This is a genomic window from Longispora albida DSM 44784, assembly GCF_000379825.1.
GTDB lineage: Bacteria > Actinomycetota > Actinomycetes > Mycobacteriales > Micromonosporaceae > Longispora > Longispora albida.
Genome location: NZ_KB903834.1, coordinates 224,582 through 248,224, shown reverse-complemented (window position 1 = coordinate 248,224; position 23,643 = coordinate 224,582). Strand labels below are relative to the sequence as shown.

Annotated in this window: 21 protein-coding genes and 1 pseudogene; 12 read left to right on the top strand and 10 right to left on the bottom strand. The window is 68.7% G+C overall.

Annotated elements, in window-relative coordinates; genetic code table 11:
* The first annotated feature begins 35 nt into the window (after positions 1-35).
* Positions 36-815, top strand: coding sequence for a hypothetical protein (locus A3G1_RS0121685; RefSeq protein ID WP_018351591.1), 780 nt, complete (start codon positions 36-38; stop codon positions 813-815).
* Positions 816-823: 8 nt separating this feature from the next.
* On the opposite strand, the gene A3G1_RS0121680 is transcribed toward A3G1_RS0121685, so the two are convergent.
* The gene (locus tag A3G1_RS0121680; RefSeq protein WP_040479138.1) at positions 824-1,195 is read right to left on the bottom strand and encodes a PH domain-containing protein; all 372 of its coding nucleotides are present in this window, start codon (positions 1,193-1,195) and stop codon (positions 824-826) included.
* A gap of 92 nt (positions 1,196-1,287) precedes the next feature.
* Here A3G1_RS0121680 and A3G1_RS0121675 point away from each other — a divergent pair, with 92 nt between their 5' ends.
* The 4 genes from A3G1_RS0121675 (at position 1,288) to A3G1_RS36070 (ending at position 6,956) form a co-directional block, all read left to right on the top strand.
* Complete coding sequence (locus A3G1_RS0121675) at positions 1,288-2,664, top strand: AlkA N-terminal domain-containing protein (RefSeq protein WP_018351589.1); 1,377 nt, start codon at positions 1,288-1,290, stop codon at positions 2,662-2,664.
* Positions 2,661-3,161 (top strand): methylated-DNA--[protein]-cysteine S-methyltransferase, encoded by a 501-nt coding sequence (locus A3G1_RS0121670; RefSeq protein WP_018351588.1) that lies wholly within the window; start codon positions 2,661-2,663, stop codon positions 3,159-3,161. The genes A3G1_RS0121675 and A3G1_RS0121670 overlap by 4 nt, the downstream gene beginning before the upstream one ends.
* A gap of 130 nt (positions 3,162-3,291) precedes the next feature.
* The gene (locus A3G1_RS0121665) at positions 3,292-5,067 is read left to right on the top strand and encodes an ABC transporter ATP-binding protein (RefSeq protein ID WP_026212377.1); all 1,776 of its coding nucleotides are present in this window, start codon (positions 3,292-3,294) and stop codon (positions 5,065-5,067) included.
* Positions 5,064-6,956 (top strand): ABC transporter ATP-binding protein, encoded by a 1,893-nt coding sequence (locus A3G1_RS36070; protein ID WP_018351586.1) that lies wholly within the window; start codon positions 5,064-5,066, stop codon positions 6,954-6,956. The genes A3G1_RS0121665 and A3G1_RS36070 overlap by 4 nt, the downstream gene beginning before the upstream one ends.
* A gap of 55 nt (positions 6,957-7,011) precedes the next feature.
* Here A3G1_RS36070 and A3G1_RS40690 read toward each other — a convergent pair whose 3' ends face one another.
* Positions 7,012-7,149 carry a hypothetical protein gene (locus A3G1_RS40690; protein WP_018351585.1) on the bottom strand — a complete coding sequence of 46 codons (138 nt, stop codon included), beginning with the start codon at positions 7,147-7,149 and terminating at the stop codon, positions 7,012-7,014.
* A 191-nt stretch (positions 7,150-7,340) separates the two neighbouring features.
* On the opposite strand from A3G1_RS40690, the gene ychF reads away from it, so the two are divergent.
* Positions 7,341-8,426, top strand: coding sequence for a redox-regulated ATPase YchF (gene ychF / locus A3G1_RS0121650; RefSeq protein WP_018351584.1), 1,086 nt, complete (start codon positions 7,341-7,343; stop codon positions 8,424-8,426).
* 27 nt (positions 8,427-8,453) lie between these two features.
* Here ychF and A3G1_RS40685 read toward each other — a convergent pair whose 3' ends face one another.
* Entirely contained in the window at positions 8,454-8,657 is a 204-nt protein-coding gene (locus tag A3G1_RS40685) for a hypothetical protein (RefSeq protein ID WP_157641268.1), read from the bottom strand.
* 180 nt (positions 8,658-8,837) lie between these two features.
* Positions 8,838-9,104, bottom strand: a complete 267-nt coding sequence (locus A3G1_RS39755; RefSeq protein WP_083937053.1) for a 4a-hydroxytetrahydrobiopterin dehydratase — start codon at positions 9,102-9,104, stop codon at positions 8,838-8,840.
* Positions 9,105-9,348: 244 nt separating this feature from the next.
* On the opposite strand from A3G1_RS39755, the gene A3G1_RS36065 reads away from it, so the two are divergent.
* Complete coding sequence (locus A3G1_RS36065; RefSeq protein WP_051110630.1) at positions 9,349-9,750, top strand: (deoxy)nucleoside triphosphate pyrophosphohydrolase; 402 nt, start codon at positions 9,349-9,351, stop codon at positions 9,748-9,750.
* Here the strand turns inward: A3G1_RS36065 and A3G1_RS0121635 are convergent.
* From A3G1_RS0121635 to A3G1_RS0121610, 6 genes and pseudogenes are all read right to left on the bottom strand, one after another.
* Positions 9,740-10,564: a hypothetical protein gene (locus A3G1_RS0121635; protein WP_018351581.1), complete on the bottom strand. Its 825-nt coding sequence runs from the start codon at positions 10,562-10,564 to the stop codon at positions 9,740-9,742. The two genes, A3G1_RS36065 and A3G1_RS0121635, sit on opposite strands and share 11 nt — an antisense overlap.
* Before the next feature lie 98 nt (positions 10,565-10,662).
* Positions 10,663-11,409 (bottom strand): annotated as a pseudogene (locus A3G1_RS36060) (succinate dehydrogenase/fumarate reductase iron-sulfur subunit); the annotation flags it as partial.
* Entirely contained in the window at positions 11,402-13,276 is a 1,875-nt protein-coding gene (locus tag A3G1_RS0121625; protein ID WP_018351579.1) for a fumarate reductase/succinate dehydrogenase flavoprotein subunit, read from the bottom strand. The gene A3G1_RS0121625 and the pseudogene A3G1_RS36060, both read right to left, overlap by 8 nt.
* Positions 13,277-13,282: 6 nt before the next feature.
* Entirely contained in the window at positions 13,283-14,086 is an 804-nt protein-coding gene (locus tag A3G1_RS0121620; protein WP_018351578.1) for a hypothetical protein, read from the bottom strand.
* A gap of 166 nt (positions 14,087-14,252) precedes the next feature.
* Positions 14,253-15,620 carry a TldD/PmbA family protein gene (locus tag A3G1_RS0121615; protein ID WP_018351577.1) on the bottom strand — a complete coding sequence of 456 codons (1,368 nt, stop codon included), beginning with the start codon at positions 15,618-15,620 and terminating at the stop codon, positions 14,253-14,255.
* On the bottom strand, positions 15,617-17,053 hold the full coding sequence (locus A3G1_RS0121610) for a TldD/PmbA family protein (RefSeq protein ID WP_018351576.1): 1,437 nt from the start codon (positions 17,051-17,053) through the stop codon (positions 15,617-15,619). Before A3G1_RS0121610 ends, A3G1_RS0121615 begins: the two co-directional genes overlap by 4 nt.
* A gap of 485 nt (positions 17,054-17,538) precedes the next feature.
* Between A3G1_RS0121610 and A3G1_RS0121605 the strand changes: the two genes are divergently transcribed.
* The 5 genes from A3G1_RS0121605 (at position 17,539) to A3G1_RS0121585 (ending at position 23,643) form a co-directional block, all read left to right on the top strand.
* The gene (locus tag A3G1_RS0121605) at positions 17,539-18,573 is read left to right on the top strand and encodes an ABC transporter permease (protein ID WP_018351575.1); all 1,035 of its coding nucleotides are present in this window, start codon (positions 17,539-17,541) and stop codon (positions 18,571-18,573) included.
* 80 nt (positions 18,574-18,653) lie between these two features.
* Positions 18,654-20,405 carry an ABC transporter substrate-binding protein gene (locus tag A3G1_RS0121600; RefSeq protein ID WP_018351574.1) on the top strand — a complete coding sequence of 584 codons (1,752 nt, stop codon included), beginning with the start codon at positions 18,654-18,656 and terminating at the stop codon, positions 20,403-20,405.
* Positions 20,406-20,563: 158 nt separating this feature from the next.
* On the top strand, positions 20,564-21,556 hold the full coding sequence (locus A3G1_RS0121595) for an ABC transporter permease (RefSeq protein ID WP_018351573.1): 993 nt from the start codon (positions 20,564-20,566) through the stop codon (positions 21,554-21,556).
* 15 nt (positions 21,557-21,571) lie between these two features.
* On the top strand, positions 21,572-22,615 hold the full coding sequence (locus tag A3G1_RS0121590; protein ID WP_018351572.1) for an ABC transporter ATP-binding protein: 1,044 nt from the start codon (positions 21,572-21,574) through the stop codon (positions 22,613-22,615).
* Positions 22,612-23,643, top strand: a complete 1,032-nt coding sequence (locus A3G1_RS0121585; protein WP_018351571.1) for an ABC transporter ATP-binding protein — start codon at positions 22,612-22,614, stop codon at positions 23,641-23,643. The genes A3G1_RS0121590 and A3G1_RS0121585 overlap by 4 nt, the downstream gene beginning before the upstream one ends.

Genomic DNA, 23,643 nt, shown 5'->3' with positions numbered 1-23,643 from the left:
CCTGACCGAGCCTCGCCAAGCGGTACTTTCGAGACATGAGCACTCTCAGTGTCTTCCTCGTGCTGGTGGTCATCGCGGCAGCCGTGGCACTCGTCGGGTTCTTCCTCTGGCAGCGGCAGGCCAAGGAGCTGGCCGACGCGCGGGCCGAGGCGATGCGCTGGTACGACCGGCTCGGCGGCCAGGTGATGAACCTGCACGGCGAGGACACCGCCACCCGGCAGGCGCTCGCCGACGCCGGCGAGCGGTACAACGCGGCCGGAGCCCAGCTGGAGCAGTCGAAGACCGCCCGGCAGTTCGAGCTGGCGGGGGACACGGCGCTGGAAGGGCTGGCGTACGTCAGGGCCGCCAGGATCGCGATGGGGCTCGACCCTGGCCCCGACCTGCCGGAGCTGGCCGGGCAGCGCCGCGCCGGGGTGCTCACGAAGGAACGCCGGGTCGAGGTGCAGGGCCAGGTGCTGACGGCCGGGCCGTCAGCCGGGCCGCAGACCCCGTACTACTACCCGGGCGGGACGGTCTCCGGGCGGCCGGTGCCCGGCGGCTGGTACTCGACGCCGTGGTGGAAGACCGCGCTGATCGGCGGGGCCGGGGCGATCGGGACGATGCTGATCTTCGACGCGCTGTTCAGCCCGGCCTTCGCCGACCCCGGCTACGACGCCTACGCGGCCGGCTACGACTCGGGCTTCGGCTCCGGGTACCAGGAGGGCCTCGGCTCGGGGACCGACGACCAGCTCGGCGACGCCGGCGGCGGTGGCGGGTACGACGGGGGCGGCTTCGACAGCGGCGGGTACGACGGCGACTTCGGCGGGGACTTCTGACCGGCCGGTTACTGCGAGATGTAGTGCAGGATCACGTTGTGGGCGTGCCGGGCCTTCTCGTCGCCACGGAAGTCCACCTCGTAGGTGTGCGTGCCGACGTGCACCGCGATCGAGCCGGTGGAGAAGAACTGGCCGGCCCACGACTTGTTGGCCAGCACGCTCACGCTGCTGATCTTCGAGTACGGGATGCTGGTGATCGCGACCTTCTTGCCGACGAACGACTTGTCCTGCACGATCACCCGGCGGGTGGTCAGGCCCATGAAGCCGGTGCCGACGCCGATCGCGTCGTACACGGCGATGATCTGCTCGCCGGGCAGCAACCCGGAGCGGATCTGCTCGAACTGTTCCTTGCGGTCGTACACAGGGGCTGGTGCGGTCATGCCTCCCAACGTAACCAGGGCCCGCCAGCACCCGTGATCTTCACGTCTGATTTCCGCCAGCCTCCGGCCGCCCGGCTGGGCACTATTGACCCGTGGAACTGGACTTCGACCGGTGTTACCGGACCATCGTGGCGCGGGACGCGCGCTTCGACGGGTGTTTCATCATGGCGGTCAGCACCACCGGGATCTACTGCCGGCCGAGCTGCCCGGCCGTCACCCCGAAGCGGCAGAACGTCTCGTTCTACCCCTCGGCCGCGGCTGCCCAGCGCGGCGGGTACCGGGCGTGCCTGCGCTGCCGCCCCGACGCCGCCCCCGGCTCGCCCGACTGGGACGTCCGGGCCGACGTGGTCGGCCGGGCACTCCGCCTGATCGGGGACGGGGTGGTCGACCGGGAGGGCGTGCCGGGGCTGGCCCGGCGGCTCGGGTACACCGAGCGGCACCTCAACCGGATGCTCACCGCCGAGCTGGGCGCCGGACCGCTGTCCCTGGCCAGGGCGCAGCGGGCGCAGACGGCTCGTACCCTGATCGAGAACACCGACCTGGGCCTGGCCGAGATCGCGTTCGCGGCCGGGTTCGGCAGCGTGCGGCAGTTCAACGACACGGTGCTGGAGGTCTTCGCCGCGACCCCGTCGGCGTTGCGGGCCCGGCGCAAACCGGCGAGCGGCAACGGGCTGCGGCTCCGGCTGCCGTACCGGGCGCCCTTCGACAGCTCCAGTGTCTTCGACTTCCTGACTGGTCACGCCGTGGCGGGCGTGGAGTCCGCCGAGGACGGGTACAGCCGCCGGATCCGGCTGCCGCACGGGCCGGGCGAGGTGAAGCTGGAGCCCGGCAAGGGGCACGTCACCGCGACGCTGACCCTCGCGGACCTGCGCGACCTGGCCCCGGCCGTGGCGCGCTGCCGCCGGCTGCTCGACCTCGACGCCGACCCGGAAGCGGTGAGCCTGGTGCTCGGCGCCGACCCGGTACTGGCTGAGGCTGTTACTGCGGCCCCCGGCGTCCGGATGCCCCGCACAGTGGACGGTTTCGAGGCGACAGTCCGGGCCATCGTCGGCCAGCAGGTCTCGATCGCCTCGGCACGTAACGTCGCGGCGAAGCTGGTCCGCGACGGCCTGTTCCCCGACCCCGAGGCGCTGCTGGCCCTGCCGGACGAGGCGTTCGCGATGCCGGCCAGGCGCCGCGAGACGCTCAGGGCCCTGGCCAGCGCGGCGCTCGCCGGGGACATCGATCTTGACGGGGGCTCCGACCGGGAGGCTGCCCGCAGGGCACTGCTCGCCCTGCCCGGTGTCGGGCCGTGGACCGCCGGCTACGTGGCCCTGCGCGCCCTCGGCGACCCCGACGTCCTGCTCGACACCGACCTGATCATCCGCAGGACCGCCGGGCGGCTCGGCATCACCGACCTGGCCGCGCACGCTGAGCGCTGGCGGCCCTGGCGGTCCTACGCCATGCTCTACCTCTGGAGGCTTTCATGAGTTACGCGACCATTGTCACCCCAGCCGGCCCGTTCACGACGATCGCGGACAACGACGGCGCCGTCCTGGCCAGCGGCTTCACCACCGACACGGCCGCGCTGCTGCCCCAGGTCCACAAGAGCCTGCTGCCTGAGATCGAGCTGTCCGAGCGCGCCGAGCTGGGCGAGGTCACCGAGGCCGTCGTCCGGTACTTCGACGGCGAGGTCACCGCGATCGACAAGGTGCCGGTACGCCTGGCCGGCGGCGAGTTCCTCGTGCACGCCCGCCAGACGCTGCGCACGGTGACCACGCCTGTCACGTACACCGAGCTCGCCGAGCTGTCCGGCCGCCCGAGCGCCGTACGGGCAGCCGCGATGGCCTGCGCCGGCAACCCGGCTGCCCTGTTCGTGCCGTGCCACCGCGTCGTGCGGATCGGCGGGGCGCTGGCCGGGTTCCTGTGGGGGCTCGACGTCAAGCGTCACCTGCTCGGGCACGAGGCCGCCGCGTACACAGTGTGAGGGGTCTTGCCATCAACCTAGGTTGAGGTTGGACACTGCCGGCGTGCGCAGACGCATCGAAGGAAAGAGACGGCCCGGGGAGCGGAAAAAGGGGCGGCACGCACCCACACGGCGCGGTTATGGTCGCCAGGTGCCGGCTGACAATGATAGTTCCCCAGTCCGCAATCCGATTTCTAGCTTATGGCGGCTCCGGGTCTATGTGTTCCCGCAGCTGCCGACCATGCTGGTCCTCCTCCTCTCCGCCTTCCTGGGCGTCGGGGCCAGCATCGTCATCCCCCTCGTGACCCGCAGCGTCATCGACGGCCCGGTCAGGCACGGCGACGAGTCGGGCCTGGTCTGGCTGGGCCTGCTCGCCCTCGCGCTGGGCGTGGTCGAGTCCGGCCTGATCCTGCTCCGCCGCTGGACCATGTCGAACGTGACGCTGCGGATCGAAACCCAGATCCGTGACGATCTGTACCGGCACCTCCAGAAGCTCCCGGTCGCCTTCCACGACCGGTGGCAGTCCGGCCAGCTGCTGTCCAGGGCGACGTCCGACCTGGGCGCGATGCGCCGCTTCCTGGGCTTCGGCCTGATCTTCGGCGTCGTCAACGTCGCCATCTACGTCACCGTCGTGGTCCTGCTGATCCAGCTGTACTGGCCGCTGGGCGTGCTGGTCGGCCTGATCGCGCTGCCGCTGTTCTGGATCAGCCGCGGCTTCAGCAGGCAGTACCTGGTGATGTCCCGCGCCGTGCAGGACCAGACCGGCGACCTGGCCACCCTGGTCGAGGAGTCCGCGGTCGGCATCCGCGCGATCAAGTCCTTCGGCCGGGACAGGTTCATGGCTGCCAGGTTCGGCACGAACGCGGCGAAGCTCCGCGACACCTCCGTCGACCGGGCCCGGATGCTGTCCCGGTTCTGGCCGATGTTCGACTCGGTGTCCGGGGTGACCCTGGGCATCGTGCTCGTCGCCGGGGTGTACGCGGTGTCGAAGGGCGAACTCACGATCGGCGGCCTGGTCGCCTTCGTCAGCCTCCAGCTCATGCTGGTCTGGCCGATCGAGACGATGGGCTGGATCATCGCGCACGGCCAGGAGGCCATGACGGCCGCCGACCGGCTGTACGAGGTGTTCGACGCCGAGCCGACCGTGGTGGACCGGCCCGGCGCCGTTGCCGTTGACCCAGCGGAGGTCAGGGGGCACCTGCGTTTCGAGGGCGTCCGGTTCGCCTACGGTGACACGCCGGTACTGGACGGCGTCGACCTCGACATCCGGCCCGGCGAGACGATGGCGCTCGTCGGCGTGACCGGATCGGGCAAGACCAGCCTGGTGGCGCTGGTCCCGAGGCTGTACGACGTGGACGAGGGCCGCATCACGCTGGACGGCCGCGACATCCGCGACTTCACCGTCGACTCGCTCCGGCAGACCGTGGCGACGGCGTTCGAGGACCCGACGCTGTTCTCGATGAGCGTCCGGGAGAACCTGACGCTCGGCAACCCGGACGCGAGCGACGAGGACGTGGAGGAGGCGCTGCGGGTCGCGCAGGCCGGCTTCGTCCACGAACTGCCGTGGGGGCTGGAGACCCGGGTCGGCGAACAGGGCCTGTCCCTGTCCGGCGGGCAGCGGCAGCGGCTCGCGCTGGCCCGCGCCGTCCTCGGCCGCCCGAGGGTACTCGTCCTCGACGACCCGCTGTCCGCGCTCGACGTGCACACGGAAGCGCTGGTGGAGGAGGCACTCAAGCGGGTACTGGCCGGGACGACCGCGCTGCTCGTCGTCCACCGCCCGTCGACGGTGGCGCTCGCCGACCGGGTCGCGCTGCTGAGTGGCGGCCGGATCGTGGCCGTCGGGACCCATTCGGAGCTGATGGCCACCTCCGCCGAGTACCGGGCCGTGCTGTCGGCCGCCGCCGAGGAACAGGAGGCCGTCCGATGACGCAGGCCCAGACCCAGCCCAACGTCCAGCAGCAGGCCGACCAGCAGGCGCTGGCGGACGTGAGCGACTGGCGGGGCGTGGCGGCCGAGGAGGACGCCGAGCGTACCGCCGCCGAGAAGTCAGACCAGCAGTCGCTCGACCGGCTCCGCGGCCGCAGCCGCAAGCTGCTCGGCTCGCTGATCAGGCCGCACAAACCCATGATCATTCTTGCGGTCGTGCTGCTGCTCGTGCAGAACTTCGCCGGGATGGCCGGCCCGTACCTGGTGAAGCTCGGCATCGACAACGGCATCCCGCCGCTGGTCAAGAACCAGGGCGCCACCGTCATCATCACGGTCGGGGTGGCGTTCGGCCTGGCCGTGCTGATCGAGTACGCGACGAAGCGCGGTTTCCTCTTCCTGTCCGGCAAGATCGGGCAGGAGATCATCCTCGACCTGCGCCGCCGGGTCTACGACCACTTCCAGCGGCTGTCGGTCGGCTTCCACGAGAAGTACACCTCCGGGCGGGTCATCTCCCGGATGACCAGCGACATGGACGCGATCTCCGAGCTGGTGTCCGGCGGCATCGACGACCTGGTGCTGGCCGTGCTGTCGGTGGTGAGCATCAGCGGCATCCTGTTCTGGATGGACTGGCAGCTGGCCCTGGCCACCCTCGGGTCCTTCCCGTTCCTGCTGGCGCTGTCGATCTGGTTCCAGCGGTCCTCGACCAGGGCCTACCGGTCGACCCGGGAGAAGGTCGCCCTGGTCATCGTCCACTTCGTCGAGTCGATGGGCGGCATCCGCGCGGTCCAGGCCTTCCGCCGCGAGCGCCGCAACGAGCACATCTTCGAGCAGGTCAACGACGACTACCGCGTCGCGAACCTGAAGGCCTTCCGCCTCATCGCGACCTACGCGCCGGGCATCCACCTGATCGGCAACGTGACCACGGCCGTCGTCCTCACCTACGGCGGCTACCGGGCACTGCACGGCCAGGTGGACGTGGGTGTCCTCGCGGCGTTCCTGCTCTACCTGCGCAGGTTCTTCGCCCCGATGCAGGAGCTGTCCCAGTTCTACAACTCCCTGCAGAGTGCCACGGCAGCCCTCGAAAAGCTTTCCGGTGTACTCGACGAGGAGCCCTCAGTCCCCGAGGCGGCCAGCCCGGCGGAACTCCCGAAGGCCCGCGGCGAGATCACGTTCTCGGGCGTCGAGTTCTCCTACCGGCCGGACCGGCCCGTCCTCCACCGCCTCGACCTGGCCATCCCGGCCGGGCAGACCGTGGCGGTGGTCGGCGCGACCGGTGCGGGCAAGACGACGATCGCCAAGCTCGTCTCCCGGTTCTACGACCCGAGCCTCGGTACCGTCAGCCTCGACGGCCACGACATGCGGACCCTGGGCACCACGGACCTCCGCCGAGCGGTCGTCATGGTCACCCAGGAGAACTTCCTCTTCGCGGGGACGATCGCCGACAACATCGCGTTCGGGCGGCCGGAGGCGACCCGGGCCGAGATCGAGGAGGCGGCCCGGGCGATCGGGGCCGACGCGTTCATCAGCGCGCTGCCGGACGGGTACGACACCCAGATCCAGAAGCGCGGCGGCCGGCTCTCGGCGGGGCAGCGGCAGCTCGTGGCCTTCGCCCGCGCGTTCCTGGCCGACCCGGCGGTACTCATCCTCGACGAGGCGACCTCGTCCCTGGACATCCCGAGTGAACGGGCAGTCCAGCGGGCGCTCCGGACAATCCTCGCCGACCGGACGGCCATCGTGATCGCCCACCGGCTGTCCACAGTGGAGATCGCCGACCGGGTACTCGTCCTCGACGGCGGCCGGATCGCCGAGGACGGCTCGCCACGGGACCTGATCTCCTCGGGTGGCCGGTACGCCGACCTCCACCAGCAGTGGGCCGACTCCCTGGCCTAGCACCGGGCACTTCCCCGCTGGCCGGGTAGCTGAGAAGCTACCCGGCCAGCGGGGACTACTCGGCCTCGGGGATGGTCACCGTGACGGCGAACGGCCAGTCCAGCTCCGCGGTCTCACCCCGGCCAAGCTTCACGACTTCCTCGTAGGCCCCAGCTCTGAGCTTGTATGCGTGCAGAACGCCGGACTGCTCCACCCGCCAATCTGCCTGTTTCAGCAGTGATGGGGATGTTGGTGGCCTTCACTAGACTTATCTACACCCTCATCCCTTGTAGGGTGAAATTCAGAGCCCATCGGACTCGACAACGAGAGTCAATGCGTGACGTAGGCGGCGGCGCGGCCCTGCGAGCAGGGGCCGGGCCAGGCACCCACGTAGACTCAGCCCCCGTGAGCCTCCAAATCGGGATCGTCGGCCTGCCGAACGTCGGCAAGAGCACCCTCTTCAACGCGCTGACCAAGAACAACGTTCTCGCGGCGAACTACCCGTTCGCCACGATCGAGCCCAACGTCGGCGTGGTGGGGGTGCCTGACCCCCGGCTGGACAAGCTCGCCGAGATCTTCGGCTCGCAGAAGATCCTGCCGGCCACGGTCGACTTCGTGGACATCGCCGGCCTGGTCCGGGGCGCCTCGAAGGGCCAGGGCCGGGGCAACGCCTTCCTGGCCAACATCCGTGACGCCGCGGCGATCTGCCAGGTGGTCCGGGCGTTCTCCGACCCGAACGTCGTGCACGTCGACGGCAAGGTGTCCCCGGCCGACGACATCGAGACGATCAACACCGAGCTGATTCTCGCCGACCTGCAGACCCTGGAGAAGGCTCTGCCGCGGCTGGAGAAGGAAGCCCGGATGCAGAAGGACAAGGCGGCGATGGTCGAGGCGGCCAAGGCCGCTTCCGCGCTGCTGAACGAGGGTACGACCCTCTACGCCGGCGCGAAGGCCAAGGGCATCGACGTGGCCCTGCTCCGCGAGCTGCACCTGCTGACCACGAAGCCGTTCCTGTACGTGTTCAACGTGGACGAGGCCGAGCTGGGCGACGAGGACTTCCTCCAGGGCCTGCGTGACCTGGTCGCACCGGCCGAGGCGATCTTCCTCGACGCGAAGATCGAGTCGGAGCTGATCGACCTGCCGGAGGACGAGGCCCGCGAGCTGCTGGAGGCCGTCGGCCAGCACGAGCCCGGCCTGCACCAGCTCATCCGGGTCGGCTTCGCCACCCTGGGCCTGCAGACGTACCTGACCGCCGGGCCGAAGGAGGCCCGCGCGTGGACGATCCCGGTCGGCGCCACAGCCCCCGAGGCGGCCGGCGTGATCCACTCGGACTTCCAGCGCGGCTTCATCAAGGCCGAGATCGTCTCCTACGACGACCTGACGGCCGCTGGCTCGATGAGCGCGGCGAAGGCGGCCGGCAAGGTCCGCATGGAGGGCAAGGACTACATCATGTCCGACGGCGACGTGGTGGAGTTCCGCTTCAACGTCTGACAGTGCGAACGGAACAGGCCGGGCTCGTCACGAGCCCGGCCTGTTCCGTATTCCAGCTCCCGTTGTCAGGCCGGCAGCTGGAAGGCGCTCGCGCTGCCGGCCCTGCGCGCGCCGCCGTCCGACCGCCCGGTGTGCTGCCGCCGATCCTGGCGCGACGATCTCGCTGGGCGCGTCGAGCCGGAACTCGAAGAGCGCGGCCGCGAGCGGATCACGTTCGCTGGTCTCAGCCATGAAGCACCTCCGGTCCGCCGATGGTGGGGGAGCGTGTGCCAGGGGCTCTTGTGCACGCGCCACTGGCAGTGACGGAGTCCAGCCGTCCGTACAGTCAGTCGGCGCTACTGCCTGTTGCTTTCACTGGGCGCACGAAATCCTGCGTCCAGTGAAAACGTGCCGAGGTACTGAACCCCGGCACTAGCTGAGGATCGCCCGGTACGCCGTGTCGATCCGGGCCGCCAGCGCGACCTCTGACGTGGTGAGGGAGCCGCCGTCGGGGCTGCGGAGCCGGATGTGGGTCTGGCCGCCCGCCCGGCGGATGTCGGGGCGGAGCTGGAGGGCGTCGGCGAAGACCTTGACCCGCTCGGTGAGGTCGGCGTGCTGGGAGTCGTCGAGGGTCAGGCTGCGCTGGATCTCGGTGGAGTTTCCGTGCCAGCCATCGAGCTGCGACAGCGTGTCGCGCAGGGCCTCGCGGTCGAGCGGGTGAACGGTACACCTCCGAGTGTTGTCTCTTCGTGACCCTGGCTACGCCTGCCGGACATCCGGACCGCATAGGGTCCTCGGGGCCGCCTAGAAGTTTGTAGGGCACGCCTTGCCGTGTCTACGGCCACAAACTCGGCAGGTCTGGATGTTCTGGACGTGCGCGTACAACAAATTTTCGCAGGATCTGGCACCCTTGAGCCCCGTGCAGAGTGAACCAGTGCTTCAGGTGATCGTCGGTGCGGCAATTGTCCGGGATGGATCCGTGCTGGCCTGCGCCCGCGCCGAGCCGCCCGAGCTGGCGGGCCGCTGGGAGTTCCCGGGCGGGAAGGTCGAGCCCGGCGAGGGTGAGACGGAGGCGCTGCTCCGGGAGATCGACGAGGAGCTGGGCGCCGGCATCGTCGTCGGTGACCGGATCGGGCCGGAGGTCGTGCTCCCGCACGGTAAGGCTGTGCTGCGGATCTGGCTGGCGACGCTCGATGGTTCCCGGGAGCCCCAGGCGCTGGAGCATGCCGAGCTGCGCTGGCTGACCGCCGCGGAGCTGGACAGCGTGGACTGGCTGCCGGCCGACGCGCCGATCGTCGAGGCGCTGCGGGGCTACTTCCTGACCGGTCAGCCCGTTAGTTCCTAGCCAGCTGCACGGGTAGTGGTACGCCTGCCGGGCCGGCCAGTACGCGGGCGCCGAGTGGCTTGGCCAGCGTGATCTGGTAGTCCTGTGGTGTGAGGCGGCGGCTGGTGGACGTGCGGCAGGCTGGGCGCTGGAGGCCGATCACGACGGCCGTGGCCGATTCGCGGACGTCGGGCTGGTAGGCCGGGCAGCCGGCTGGTGCTGCGGGCAGGCGTACCGTGACGGTCTTCTGGTCGGCCGACAGCCGCGCGTCCCAGGCCGTGTACCCGGTGGCCCGCACCGTGCCCGGCTGGTAGATCTCGGGCTGTGTGACGGCGGGCCAGGCGACCGTGGCCCCGCCGGACGTGAAGTGCCAGGCGGGGATCTGCTGCTTTCCCCGGTCGGTGTGGACGGCGAGGGTGCCCAGGGCGACGCGGCTGACGCGTACCGGGCTGACGGTCGCGACGGGAACAGGGGTGGCCGAGAGCCGGGTGACCGCTGCCCACGCCTCGCTGGCCGTGATCGGCCGTCCGGCCGCGGCGGGTGGCATGGCTGGCGGGAGGCTGGCGTCCAGTTCGACCTGGCCGGTGAGCATGGCCACGCGGTCGTTGTCCGAGCTGAAGGTGCCGTCCACGAAGTACGGTCCCCGGTCGGCGCGGAGCAGGACGAGGGGCCGGGGCTGGCGGTTCACCGGGAAGCTGTCCCAGGCGGCGAGGGCGCCCGGCTGGATCTCGAAACCGTGCGGCAGTGCACGGTCATCCCCTGCGGTCCCGCAGGCCGTGGTGACCAGGGCGGCGAGCAGTGTCACGGCTCCCAGCCGGGTGCCTCGTGCCGTCATGCGTGGTTCCTCTGTGCTGTGCTGCGGGTGCTTTGGTGCCGTTGCTTCCCGGTACCAGAAAAGGATCTGGCACCGGGAAGCAGAGACGATCAGGAGGTCCGGCGGAAGATCTTCGAGCCGAGCCAGACGATCGGGTCGTAACGGCGGTCGACCACGCGTTCCTTCATCGGGATGATCGCGTTGTCTGTGATCTTGATGTGCTCCGGGCAGACCTCGGTGCAGCACTTGGTGATGTTGCAGAAGCCGAGGCCCTGCTCAGCCTGTGCGTACTCCTTGCGGTCGGTCTTCGCGTCGAGCGGGTGCATGTCCAGCTCGGCGGCCCGGATGAAGAACCGGGGGCCGGAGAAGGCCTCCTTGTTCTCCTCGTGGTCGCGGACCACGTGGCAGGTGTTCTGGCACAGGAAGCACTCGATGCACTTGCGGAACTCCTGCGAGCGCTCGACGTCCACCTGCTGCATCCGGTAGTCGCCGGGGGCGACACCGGCCGGCGGCGCGAAGGACGGGGTCTCCCTGGCCTTCTCGTAGTTGAACGACACGTCGGTGACCAGGTCCCGCATCACCGGGAAGGTGCGCAGCGGGGTGATCGTGATCGTCTCGTCCTCGGCGAAGCTGCTCATCCGGGTCATGCACGCCAGCTTCGGCATGCCGTTGATCTCCATCGAGCAGGAGCCGCACTTGCCTGCCTTGCAGTTCCACCGGACGGCGAGGTCCGGGGTCTCGGTGGCCTGGAGGCGGTGCACGATGTCGAGCACGACCTCGCCCTCGTTGACCTCGACGGCGAAGTCCTGGAGGTCACCACCGTTCTCGTCGCCCCGCCACACGCGGAACTGGCGCTTGCTAGCCACCGTGACCCTCCAGCTCCTGCGCGGTCATGTACTTCTTCAGCTCGGACTTCTCGAACAGGTTGAGCAGCTCCGGCGGGAGCGGCGGCAGCGGCTGCGGGTTGAGGGTGACCTTCTCCCCGTCCAGGCCGCAGATCAGGTTGACCTTGCGCCACTCGGCGGCCATCTCCGGGTGGTCCTCCCGGGTGTGCCCGCCGCGGCTCTCCTTGCGCTCCAGCGCGGCCATGGCGGTGCACTCGCTCACCACCAGCATGTTGCGAAGATCAAGAGCCAGGTGCCAACCCGGGTTGTACCGGCGCCCGCCGGTCGCCTGCACCCGGCTCACCCGCTCGCGGATCGCCGCCAGCCTGGTGATCGCCTCGGCGAGTTCTGCCTCGGTGCGGATGATGCCGACCAGGTCGTTCATGACGAGCTGGAGCTCGTGCTGGAGGGCGTAGGGGTTCTCGCCGTCGTTCGTGAACGGGGCCAGGGCACCCGCGATCGCGGCGTCCACATCGGACTGCGCGACGGTGCTCGGCCCGTTGCTGTCGGCGTACGCCGCGGCGTGCTCACCCGCGCGCTTGCCGAAGACGAGCAGGTCGGACAGCGAGTTGCCGCCGAGCCGGTTGGAGCCGTGCATGCCACCGGAGACCTCGCCGGCCGCGAACAGGCCGGGCACCCGCGACTGGGTGCTGTCCGGGTCGACCTCGACGCCGCCCATCACGTAGTGGCAGGTCGGGCCGACCTCCATCGGCTCTGCCGTGATGTCCACGTCCGCCAGCTCCTTGAACTGGTGGTACATCGACGGCAGCCGCTTGCGGATCTCCTCGGCTGGCAGCCGGGAGGCGATGTCGAGGTAGACGCCGCCGGCCTTGGTACCCCGCCCGGCCTTCACCTCGGAGTTGATCGCCCGGGCCACCTCGTCACGGGGCAGCAGCTCCGGTGGGCGGCGGTTGTTGTCGGCGTCCTTGTACCACCGGTCGGCCTCTTCCGGCGTCTCGGCGTACTTCTCGCGGAAGACGTCCGGCACGTAGTCGAACATGAACCGCTTGCCTTCGGAGTTCTTCAGGATGCCGCCGTCACCACGTACCGACTCGGTGACGAGGATGCCCTTCACCGAGGGCGGCCACACCATGCCCGTCGGGTGGAACTGGAGGAACTCCATGTTCACCAGGGTCGCCCCTGCCCGCAGCGCGAGCGCGTGACCGTCCCCTGTGTACTCCCACGAGTTCGACGTGACCTTGTAGGACTTGCCGATCCCGCCGGTGGCCAGCACGACGGCCGGCGTCTCGAACAGCAGGAACTCGCCCGACTCGCGCACGTACCCGAACGCGCCGGCGATCTTCCCGTCGGTCAGCAGCAGCTCGGTGATCGTGGTCTCGTGGAAGACCCGCAGGTTCGCCTCGTAGTCGCCGGTGGCGGCGAAGTCCTCCTGCTGCAGGGAAACGATCTTCTGCTGGAGGGTACGGATCAGTTCCAGGCCGGTGCGGTCGCCCACGTGCGCCAGCCGCGGGTACTCGTGCCCGCCGAAGTTGCGCTGGGAGATCTTGCCGTCGGCCGTGCGGTCGAACAGCGCGCCGTAGGTCTCCAGCTCCCAGATGCGTTCCGGGGCCTCCTTGGCGTGCAGCTCGGCCATCCGGAAGTGGTTCAGGAACTTCCCGCCGCGCATGGTGTCGCGGAAGTGCACCTGCCAGTTGTCGTTCGAGTTCACGTTGCCCATCGCCGCGGCCGCGCCACCCTCGGCCATCACCGTGTGCGCCTTGCCGAACAGCGACTTGGAGATGATCGCGGTCTTCTTGCCGGCCATCCGGGCCTCGATCGCCGCGCGCAGGCCGGCGCCACCGGCACCGATCACGACAACGTCGTACTGGAATCTCTGAAGCTCAGTCATCAGTGTTTACCCCACGAACCGCAGGTCGTTGATCCAGCCGGCGGCCACGGCCATGACATAGAAGTCGGTGATGGCCAGCGTCGCCAGTGTGATCCAGGCGAGCTGCATGTGCTTGCCATTGAGGACGGACACCCAGCCCCACAGCTTGTAGCGCACCGGGTGCTTCGAGAAGTGCTTGAGCCGCCCGCCGACGATGTGCCGGCAGGAGTGGCAGGAGGCGGTGTACGCCCAGAGCATGATGACGTTCACCCACAGCACGACGTTGCCGAGCCCGAAGCCGAACGCCCCGTCGGCCTTCTCGTGCGCGAGGAAGGCGTCCCAGGTGTTGATCAGGGAGATGACGACGGCGGCGTAGAAGGCGTACCGGTGGGCGTTCTGGAAGATCAGCGGGAACCGGGTCTCACCGCCGTACGTCTTGTGCCCGTCCGGCACGGCGCAGGCCGGCGGCGACATCCAGAAGCTGCGGTAGTACGCCTTGCGGTAGTAGTAGCAGGTCAGCCGGAACAGCAGCAGGAACGGCAGGCTCAGCGCCGCGTACGGGATGAGCGGGCTGTCCGGCAGGAACTGGCCGAAGTGCGCGGCGTGCGGGTCGCAGCCCTTGGACACGCACGGCGAGTAGAACGGGGTCAGGTAGTGGTACTTCTCGACCCAGTAGTTGTTCTGGAGGAAGACCCGGACCGTCGCGTAGGTGACCCATGCGCCGAGCCCGAGGACGGTGAGCAGCGGCGCGAGCCACCAGCGATCAGTCCGCAACGTCTTGGCCGCGATCGCGGCGCGGGGCCGCGGCGGCTGCGTTGCCGTATTCGTCATTACATTCGCTCCCTGACGTGAATCCGGCGTGATCCCGGCCCGAATCCGGTGTGATTCGGGCTCGGATCCGGCGTGAGTCCGGCTCGGGTTCGTGTCGAGAATCACCCAGTGATCATCGACACGTCTCCCGCGCCGGTACACGTTACGCCGTCAGAGAACTAAGTGGTCACCCGGACGCGCCGCCGGTGAAGTTCCAGGAGGCCAGCCGCAGCGCTGGTGCGCGCACAGTGCCCAACGCCCAGTTGAGCGGAAGGGACACGGCCTCCGATCCGATTCCCAGCACCGATCCGGGGGCGAGCGCCTCCGGATAGGACTGTGTGAACCGCATGTTCCGCACGGGCCGGGTGATCACGCCGTCCTCGATCAGCCAGACGCCGTTACGGGTGAGCCCGGTGACAGCCACACTCCGCGGGTCGAGCACCCGCGTGTACCAGAAGTCGGTCACCAGCAGGCCGCGCTCGACCCCGCCGACCAGCCCGCCGACCGCGTCGCTGGCCACGGGGCCGCCGACGGCCTTCGCCGGGGTGGTGCCGGGCTCAAGGAGCAGGTTCGCCGCGGCGGGACCCCACCGGCTGCTCTCCTCGTTGCCGTGACCGGTGCTGGTGGCCCCGGCGCCGGCCGCGTACGCGGTGCGCCGGTCGTGGATCGGGCCCTGGCTGACCCCGGCCGTGACCAGCTCCAGCCGCCGCTTCGGCGTGCCCTCGACGTCGAACGGCAGGCCGACAGCCTCCGGATCCTCCGGGTCGTCGGCCAGCGTGATCGACGGGTCGAACTGCCGCTCGCCCGGCCGCAGGAACGACCGTCCTTCCGCGACGGCCTTGCCGTTGAAACCGTACGAGGAAAGGAAACCGAGCACATCGAGCACCGCGGCCGGCTCCAGCACGACCTCGTAGCGGCCCGGCTCCAGCTCGGTCGCGCCCTCGCTCGCCCTGGCCTTCGCCGCAGCGATCGCGCCGAGCCGCGCACCGTCCAGTCCGGACAGTGAAACCCCGCTCCAGCGCGCCACGCCGTCAGCGCCGCTGACGGCTCGCGCGATGGCGTCCATCGCCGCCGACGAGGATGTACCGGTGACCAGCTGCCCGGCTGTGCTTCCATACGTGACCTGCTGCCCCACGGTCCGGCAGTAACCGGCCGTGACGAGCCCACCGGCCGCGTCCACGAACGCCCGCACCTGCCGGGCACGCGCGTCCGGCCCGGCGGAGACCGTCTCCGGGTCGGAGTTGCCGGCCGACGGCAGGGGAGCGGGTCCGGCCAGCCCCGGCCAGCCCGGGTCCGGCGGGCACACCTTCGCCTGCGCGATGGTCTGCTCCACGAACGCGGCCAGCGACTCGCTGTCCGTCCGCGTCGTCGTCCCCGTCGCCGTCCGGCCGTCCACGTGCACCCGCAGCCGCAGCCGCGTACCGGAGTCCGACACGTTCTGGTGGATGAAGGAATTGGCGAACCTGGTCAGCTCCAGGTTGGTCCGGTCGGCCACCACGTCGGCCTCGCCTCGGCCGCCGACCAGGCCGAGTACCCGTTCTACCAGCTCAGTCACGCGCGCACTCCTACTCGGACGTTGCGGAACCTGGCCGGGGCCGCCGGGTGGCCGGTGTGCCCGGTCTGGCCGGGCTGGCCCTTGCCGCAGTTCGGGGTACCCCAGGCGACGCTCTCGGAGGAGAGCATGTCCATCGACCGCCAGAACAGCGGGCCGATGCCGGTGTAGGTGGGGTTGCGCAGGATCCGGCCCTGCCTGCCGTTCTTGATCTCCCAGCCGATCTCGGTGCCGAACTGGAAGTTGAGCCGCTTGTCGTCGATGGACCACGAGCGGTTGGTCTCCATCATCACGCCGTCGTCGGTGGCCGCGATGATCTCTTCGAGGGTGTGCGGCCCGGGTTCGAGCCCGACGTTCGTCATCCGGACCATCGGCAGCCGCTGCCAGCCCTCGGAGCGGACGCTGCCCGCGTAGTCCAGCCCGGCCATCGCCGCCGAGTCCCGCCCGGCCAGCACGCCGACCCAGATCCCGTCGCGCACCGCGTCGCGCCTGGCCGCCGGAGTGCCCTCGTCGTCGTACCCGAAGGAGCCGAGCGCGCCGGGCAGCGTGGGGTCGATCGTGATGTTCATCAGCTCCGAGCCGTACTGGAGCTCGCCGAGCTTCGCCAGGTCCAGCCAGGACGTGCCGGCGAAGGCTGCCTCCCAGCCGAGGATCCGGTCCAGCTCGATCGCGTGGCCCACCGACTCGTGGATCTGGAGCGCCATCTGCTCGCCGCCGAGGATCAGGTCGGTCGTGGTCGACGGGCACTCCGGCGCGGTCAGCAGCTCGCGGGCCTCGCTGGCCACCCGGGCGGCGTGCGCCCTGAGGTCCAGCGCGTCGACCAGCTCCCAGCCGGCCGTGCCGTACTGGCCCCGGTAACACGGGTAGGACCTGCGCTGCGTCTCGTGCTCGCCGACCGCCGTCGCGGAGATCCCGCCCCCGCTCTTCGTGACCTTCTGCTCGATCCGGTGCCCGGCACTGGAGACGAACCAGCTGTGCTGCTCCCAGATCTGGTAGAGCGCCTCGGCCTGGTCGGCCCCGTTCTCCTTCATGATCTTGGTGGCCTCGACGAGCAGGTCACCCTTCTCGGAGAGCGGCACGGCGAACGGGTCGGTCAGGCACGGCCCGTTCCAGGTGTCCTGGCGGGCCTCGGCAGGCACCAGCTCCAGGGCTGGCCCGGCGACCAGCGCGCTGGCCTTGGCGATCGCCGTCGCGGCGCGCCCGGCTGCTCTGGCCTCCTCGTCGCCGAGTTCCGGTACCGCGTGGAAACCCCACGAGGAGCCGACCAGCGCGCGGACACCGATCCCGGCGTCCTCGTCACGCGTCAGGTCCTCGATCTCGCCGTTACGGGCCGACATCGACTCGTAACGGCGGAGCATGACCCTGGCGTCCGCGTACCGGGCGCCAGCGGCCAGCGCCGCCTCGACCGCCGCGGTGGCGGAGGAGAAAAGTCCCATATTGCTACCTCCAGGATGGACGTTGGGCCCAGCCTGACACATCCGGCCAGCCAAAAAGGGTCTTGCAGATCTCCGAAAAGGGTCTTGCCGATCTCCGATTGGCTGAGGCAGAGTCAACCTTTACGGCGAGAGCGCCACGGGGGCGCGCGACAGGGATCGTGGTCAGGATGACCGCGGTGACCGTCCGGGATGGCCTGTGCCCGGCCCGTGATGCCTTGTGCGCACATCCCGTCACGATTTGCCGTCACATGACTACACACAGTGGCAATTGCCGGGGGCAATCCGGGTATTCACAACCTACTTACCGATACACTAAAACCGCCCACGGCAGCGCCAAAACCCGCAAAACCGGACGTGAAACCGGCTTGCGTGATCGAGCTGTTATCGGAACGATGCCGCGCGGCGTCCACCAATCCTGTGGCGCCCGCTACTTTTCCGTCAGTGGGAGGGCGAGACGGGCCCTCCGCACGGAGGAGGCACGTTTCATGAGCGACACGACGTCGTCCGGCCAGGGCACAGCCCTCGAGCCCGGCACGGCACCGGAGCCCAAGGCCGAGAACAAGGCCGCGCTGGTCGGCCGTTCGCCGGGCCAGCTCGCCTGGATGCGCTTCAAGCGCGACCGGGTCGGCGTGGTCTCGATGTGGATCTCGGTGACGTTCCTGATCGTCGCGATCGCCGCGCCCCTGATCGAGATGGTGTACGGCCAGTCGGCGACCACGCTGAACTCGAACCTGCTGAACGACGACTCCCGCCCGCTGGGCGTGCTCGGCGGCATCACGTTCAGCACGGACAACCCGTCGAACAACATCCACATCCTGGGTGTCGAGCCCCGTACCGGCCGTGACATCTTCATGCAGCTGGTCTACGGCGCCCGTACCTCGCTGGGTATCGCGGTCACCGCCTCGCTCATCTCGCTGGCGATCGGCGTGGTCATGGGCCTGGTCGCCGCCTACCGTGGCGGCTGGGTGGACTCGTTCATCAACTGGTTCACCGACTTCATGCTGGCGTTCCCGTTCGTGCTGTTCGCCTTCGCGGCGATCCCGATCGTCAACACCTGGCTGGCTGACGACAAGGGCGAGGTCTCACCGTTCTCCCGGGTCATCACGATCATCGTGGTGTTCTCCGTGTTCGGCTGGATGGGCACGGCCCGTCTGGTCCGCGGCCAGGTGCTGTCCCTCCGCGAGCGCGAGTACATCGAGGCCGCGCGGGCCGCCGGCGCCGGTACGGGCCACATCCTCTTCCGTCAGCTCCTGCCGAACCTGTGGGCGCCGATCCTGGTGACCCTCTCTCTCGGCGTCCCGGCCACCGTCACAGGCGAGGCCGCTCTGTCCTTCCTCAACATCGGCGTCACCGAGCCCACCCCCGACTGGGGCCGCATGGTGAACGAGAGTGTTGCCTGGTACCAGGTCGAGCCCATGTACATGCTGATCCCCGGCGTGGCGCTCTTCCTGCTGGTGCTCTCGTTCAACCTGTTCGGCGACGCCCTCCGCGACGCTCTGGACCCCAAGTCCACCAAGTAGCGCCGCACCCCGCAGACGTCCCGCCCCGGGGCTGGTCCGCCGGACGAGCACCGAGTGCCGGGCTTGAGAGAGGAGATACCGTGCGACACCGCGTACGGGCGCTGGCGATCAGCGCTCTCGCCATCAGCCTCGCCGCTGCTGGCTGCAGCAAGACCACCAACAGCGACAACAAGGGTGAAGGCGCCGACTCGAACAAGAAGGCGATCGTTGTCGACAAGGAGGGCAAGACCCCGGTCCCAGCCCCCGAGGTCGAGGGCGCTCGTAAGGGCGGCCAGCTCCTGATCCTGCAGGACGGCGACTTCGAGCACCTGTCGCCGCAGCAGATTTACGTCGGCGACGCCATCAACTACGGAACGGGCCTGTTCCACCGGACGCTGACCGCGTACAAGGAGCCGGTGAAGCAGGGCGACGCCATCGAGGTCGTCGGCGACCTGGCGACCAACGCCGGTGTCACCACCGACGGTGGTAAGACCTGGAAGTTCACCCTGCGTGACGGCATCAAGTTCGAGGACGGCTCGCCGATCACCGCCAAGGACGTCGTGTTCGGCCTTGGCCTGTCGTACGGCAAGTTCGGCGTCCAGGGCCCGCAGTACCTGCAGGCCGCTGCCGACCCGAAGCGTGAGTACCAGGGTCCGACCGTTGACAAGGGCAAGCCGGTTCCGGGTGTCAAGGCTGAGGGCGACAAGACCGTCGTCATCACCCTCGAGAAGCCCGAGCAGGCCGTCCCGTACTGGCTGACGTACCCGATCAGCACGCCGGTGCAGGAGTCCAAGTTCAACAACGAGAAGTACGAGACCGAGTTCCAGTCGTCTGGTCCGTACAAGATCAAGGAATACAAGCGCGACTCGCACCTGATCCTTGACCGCAACCCGAACTGGGACCCGAAGACGGACCCGATCCGTCACCAGTACCCGGACACCGTCAAGTTCGACTTCTCCGTGAACCGGCAGAACCAGACCCAGCGGGTCATGGCCTCCACCGGTGAGGACGCTGCGGCCATCGCCGTGTCGGACGTCGCGCAGGAGAACCTGGCGACCGTCGCCGCCGACCCGGAGCTCGAGAAGCGGGTCATCCAGGGCGCGACGCCGTACGCCAACTACATCAACATGAACTACGACCGCATCAAGGACGTCGACGTTCGTCGCGCCCTGGTCTTCATGTACGACAAGTCGGCCGCCATCAAGAACGCCGGTGGTAACAAGGTCGCCGTGCCGTCCACCACGCTGATGGCTCCGGTTGTCCCGGGTTACAAGAAGTACGACGCCTACCCGATGGGCGAGAGCGGCGACGTGGCCAAGGCCAAGCAGCTCATGACCGGCAAGAAGGTCGAGAAGCTGACCTACTGCTTCGTCAACACCACCAACGGCCAGAAGGCCGCCGCGATCGTCAAGGCCAGCTTCGAGCGGGACAACGTCTTCCAGGTCGCGCTCAAGCCGATCGACCGCAAGGACTACTACACCACGATCGGCAAGAAGGGCAACGACTGCGACCTGGTCGGCTCTGGCTGGGGTCAGGACTGGCCCGACGGTGAGAGCACCCTGGGTGTTCTGTTCGACGGCACGCTGATCAAGGACGAGGGCAACAACAACTACTCGTACTTCAACGAGCCCTCGATCAACGCGGAGCTCAAGAAGCTGCGTGAGATGACGGACCGCGAGGCCGCCGCGAAGGCTTACGGCGAGCTGGACGAGAAGATCATGAAGGAGTTCGTCCCGGTCATCCCGACGACGTACACCCGGCACTACAGCCTCATCGGCACCAAGGTCGGCGGCGCGTTCCTCAGCCCGCTGTACTCCCAGGTCAACGTGACCCGGATCTTCGTCAAGGCGTAGGTCCCTCGCTAGACCAGGCGCGCGGCGCGGTGACCGTCAGGTAGCCGCTCCGCACGCCGGGGGTGGCCGGAGTGATCCGGCCACCCCCGGCGGCCAGCCAAGCACGTCAATCGCTCGCCCTCGACCGGACGCTCTGGGCAGAACCTCGGAAGGCCCCCATGCTGCGGTATCTCATCAAGCGATCGCTGATCGCGGTCATCACCCTGTTGATGATCTCCATTACCACGTTCTGGCTGTTCTTCGCAGGATCGGCGAATCCCGCGGCGCAGATGTGCGGGGCGAAGGCGTGTGACGCTGCCAAGATCGAGCGGATCAACAAGTCGCTCGGCCTGAAGGACCCGATCCACGAGCAGTACGGCCGGTTCATGAGCGGCATCTTCACCGGCCGCGAGATCGGCGAGGGCGCCGACGCGATCAAGTGCCCAGCCCCCTGCCTCGGCGTGTCCTTCCGGACCAGCGAGCCGGTGCTCGACATCATCGAGCGTGGCCTTCCGGTCTCCGCCAGCATCGCTGTCGGCAGCGCGGTGATCTCCGTGCTGCTCGGCGTGTCGCTGGGCATCGCCTCCGCGCTGAAACGCGGTGGCTGGCTCGACAAGTTCTCCATCGGGTTCGCGCTCACCGGCGCTTCCCTCCAGATCTTCTTCCTCGGCCTGCTACTCCAGATGGTGCTGGTCTACCAGCTCAAGATCTGGGACCGCCCGCGATATGTCCCGCCTTCCGAGGACTTCCTGGGCTGGTTGAGCGGCATGAGCCTTCCGTGGGTCACCCTCGGCGTGCTGAGCGCGGCGACCTACGCCCGGTTCGCCCGCGCCGAGATGCTGGAGATCCTCTCCGAAGACTTCGTGCGTACCGCACGCGCCAAGGGCCTGACGCCGCGCGCCGTGAACATCAAGCACGCGCTGCGCGCCTCCCTCAGCTCGATCGTCACCATCTTCGGCCTCCAGCTCGGCGGCCTGCTCGGTGGCGCGGCGATCACCGAGACGACGTTCGACATGCCGGGTATCGGCAAGCTCGCGGTCAAGGCGGTCGGCGACGACAACCTGCCGATCGTGATGGCCACCGTGCTGCTCGCCGCGTTCTTCGTGGTGCTGTTCAACGTGATCGTCGACGCGATGTACGCGGTCATCGACCCGCGCGTCAAGCTGAGCTAGGGGGGAGTGACACCAATGGCTGACCAGAATCCGTACCTTCAGGTCAAGGATCTGCGGGTCCAGTTCAAGACCGAAGACGGCGTCGTCAAGGCCGTCGACGGTGTGTCGTTCGCCGTCGAGCGCGGCAAGACGCTCGGCATCGTCGGTGAGTCCGGCTCCGGCAAGAGCGTGACGAGCCTGTCCATCATGGGCCTGCACAACCGCAAGCGCGCGGCGATGACGGGCGAGATCCTGGTGGATGGCCGCAACATCCTGAACCTGCCGGAGGAGAAGCTCCGCGAGGTCCGTGGCCAGCAGGTCTCCATGATCTTCCAGGACCCGCTGTCCGCGCTGCACCCCTTCTACACGATCGGTCACCAGATCGTGGAGGCTCACCAGGTGCACCACAAGGTGAGCAAGAAGGAGTCCCGCAAGCGGGCGATCGAGATGCTCGACCGGGTGGGCATCCCGCAGCCGGCCAAGCGTGCCGACCAGTACCCGCACGAGTTCTCGGGTGGTATGCGCCAGCGGGCCATGATCGCCATGTCCCTGGTGAACAACCCGAACCTGATCATCGCGGACGAGCCGACCACCGCGCTCGACGTGACGGTGCAGGCGCAGATCCTCGACCTGCTGCTGGACCTCCAGCGCGAGTTCAACTCCGCGATCATCATGATCACCCACGACCTCGGCGTGATCAGCCAGATCGCCGACGACGTCCTGGTGATGTACGGCGGCCGCGCGGTCGAGACCGGTACCGTCGAGTCGGTCATGCGCCGCCCGCAGCACCCGTACACCTGGGGCCTGCTGTCCAGCGTGCCCTCCCTGCACGGCGACGCGAACGAGGACCTGGTCCCGATCAAGGGCAACCCGCCGTCGCTGATCAACCTGCCTTCGGGTTGCGCGTTCAACCCGCGGTGCCGGTACGCCATGCTGGGCGACGGCAGGCCGTGTGACCTGGAGATCCCGCAGCTGCTCCAGGTGCAGGAGCGCGGCCACTCCGTCGCCTGTCACCTGCCGGAGCAGGAGCGGGTGCAGACCTACCAGCAGGACATCGCACATTCGGGAGTCGCACAGTGACCACCATCGAGAACAGCGCGCCGGCGCCCCGCACCCCGGACCGTTCCGCGGAGCCGCTGCTGAAGGTGGAGAACCTGACCAAGCACTTCCCGGTGCGTGGTGGCCTGTTCGGCGAGAAGCAGGTCGTGAAGGCTGTCGACGGCGTGAGCTTCGATGTCGCGGCCGGCGAGACTCTCGGCCTGGTCGGCGAGTCCGGCTGTGGCAAGACCACGACCGGCCGGATGCTGGTCAAGCTGCTGGAGTCCACCTCGGGCAAGATCACGTTCGAGGGCCGCGACATCACGAAGCTGAACAACGCCGGCATGCGCTCGCTGCGCCAGGACATGCAGATCATCTTCCAGGACCCGTACTCGTCGCTGAACCCGCGGCACACGGTCGGCAAGATCATCTCCATGCCGCTCGAGGTCAACGGGATCAACCCGCCCGGTGGCGTGAAGAAGCGGGTCCAGGAGCTCCTGGAGATCGTCGGCCTGAACCCGGAGCACTACAACCGGTTCCCGCACGAGTTCTCCGGCGGCCAGCGCCAGCGGATCGGCATCGCACGCTCCCTGGCCCTCCGGCCGAAGATCATCATCGCCGACGAGCCGGTGTCCGCCCTGGACGTGTCGATCCAGGCGCAGGTGATCAACCTGCTCCGTGACCTCCAGCGCGAGTTCAACCTGGCGTTCGTGTTCATCGCGCACGACCTCGCCGTCGTCCGGCACTTCTGCCAGCGGATCGCCGTGATGTACCTCGGCAAGATGGTCGAGATCGGCGAGCGGAACGACATCTACGAGCGGCCGAGCCACCCGTACACCAAGGCTCTGCTCTCCGCGGTGCCTGACGTGACGAAGCTGGGCGCGCAGGGCGGCCGGATCCTGCTCAAGGGTGACGTGCCGACCCCGCTGAACCCGCCGTCGGGCTGCCGGTTCCGTACCCGGTGCTGGAAGGCCCAGGACATCTGCGCGACCGAGGAGCCGCAGCTGCTCCAGGTCGGTGGCCCGCTGCAGTCCTCGGCCTGCCACTTCCCGGAAATCGAACGAGCCTAA

Excerpts from the sequence above, each read along its gene's own strand:
- A3G1_RS0121605 (WP_018351575.1), top strand. The coding sequence starts at position 17,539 with ATGAGCGACACGACGTCGTCCGGCCAGGGCACAGCCCTCGAGCCCGGC.
- A3G1_RS0121680 (WP_040479138.1), bottom strand. The coding sequence starts at position 1,195 with ATGACCGCACCAGCCCCTGTGTACGACCGCAAGGAACAGTTCGAGCAG.
- A3G1_RS0121685 (WP_018351591.1), top strand. The coding sequence starts at position 36 with ATGAGCACTCTCAGTGTCTTCCTCGTGCTGGTGGTCATCGCGGCAGCC.
- A3G1_RS0121670 (WP_018351588.1), top strand. The coding sequence starts at position 2,661 with ATGAGTTACGCGACCATTGTCACCCCAGCCGGCCCGTTCACGACGATC.
- A3G1_RS40685 (WP_157641268.1), bottom strand. The coding sequence starts at position 8,657 with ATGGCTGAGACCAGCGAACGTGATCCGCTCGCGGCCGCGCTCTTCGAG.
- A3G1_RS0121620 (WP_018351578.1), bottom strand. The coding sequence starts at position 14,086 with ATGACGAATACGGCAACGCAGCCGCCGCGGCCCCGCGCCGCGATCGCG.
- A3G1_RS0121595 (WP_018351573.1), top strand. The coding sequence starts at position 20,564 with ATGCTGCGGTATCTCATCAAGCGATCGCTGATCGCGGTCATCACCCTG.
- A3G1_RS0121635 (WP_018351581.1), bottom strand. The coding sequence starts at position 10,564 with ATGACGGCACGAGGCACCCGGCTGGGAGCCGTGACACTGCTCGCCGCC.
- A3G1_RS0121590 (WP_018351572.1), top strand. The coding sequence starts at position 21,572 with ATGGCTGACCAGAATCCGTACCTTCAGGTCAAGGATCTGCGGGTCCAG.
- A3G1_RS0121610 (WP_018351576.1), bottom strand. The coding sequence starts at position 17,053 with ATGGGACTTTTCTCCTCCGCCACCGCGGCGGTCGAGGCGGCGCTGGCC.
- A3G1_RS0121625 (WP_018351579.1), bottom strand. The coding sequence starts at position 13,276 with ATGACTGAGCTTCAGAGATTCCAGTACGACGTTGTCGTGATCGGTGCC.
- A3G1_RS36070 (WP_018351586.1), top strand. The coding sequence starts at position 5,064 with ATGACGCAGGCCCAGACCCAGCCCAACGTCCAGCAGCAGGCCGACCAG.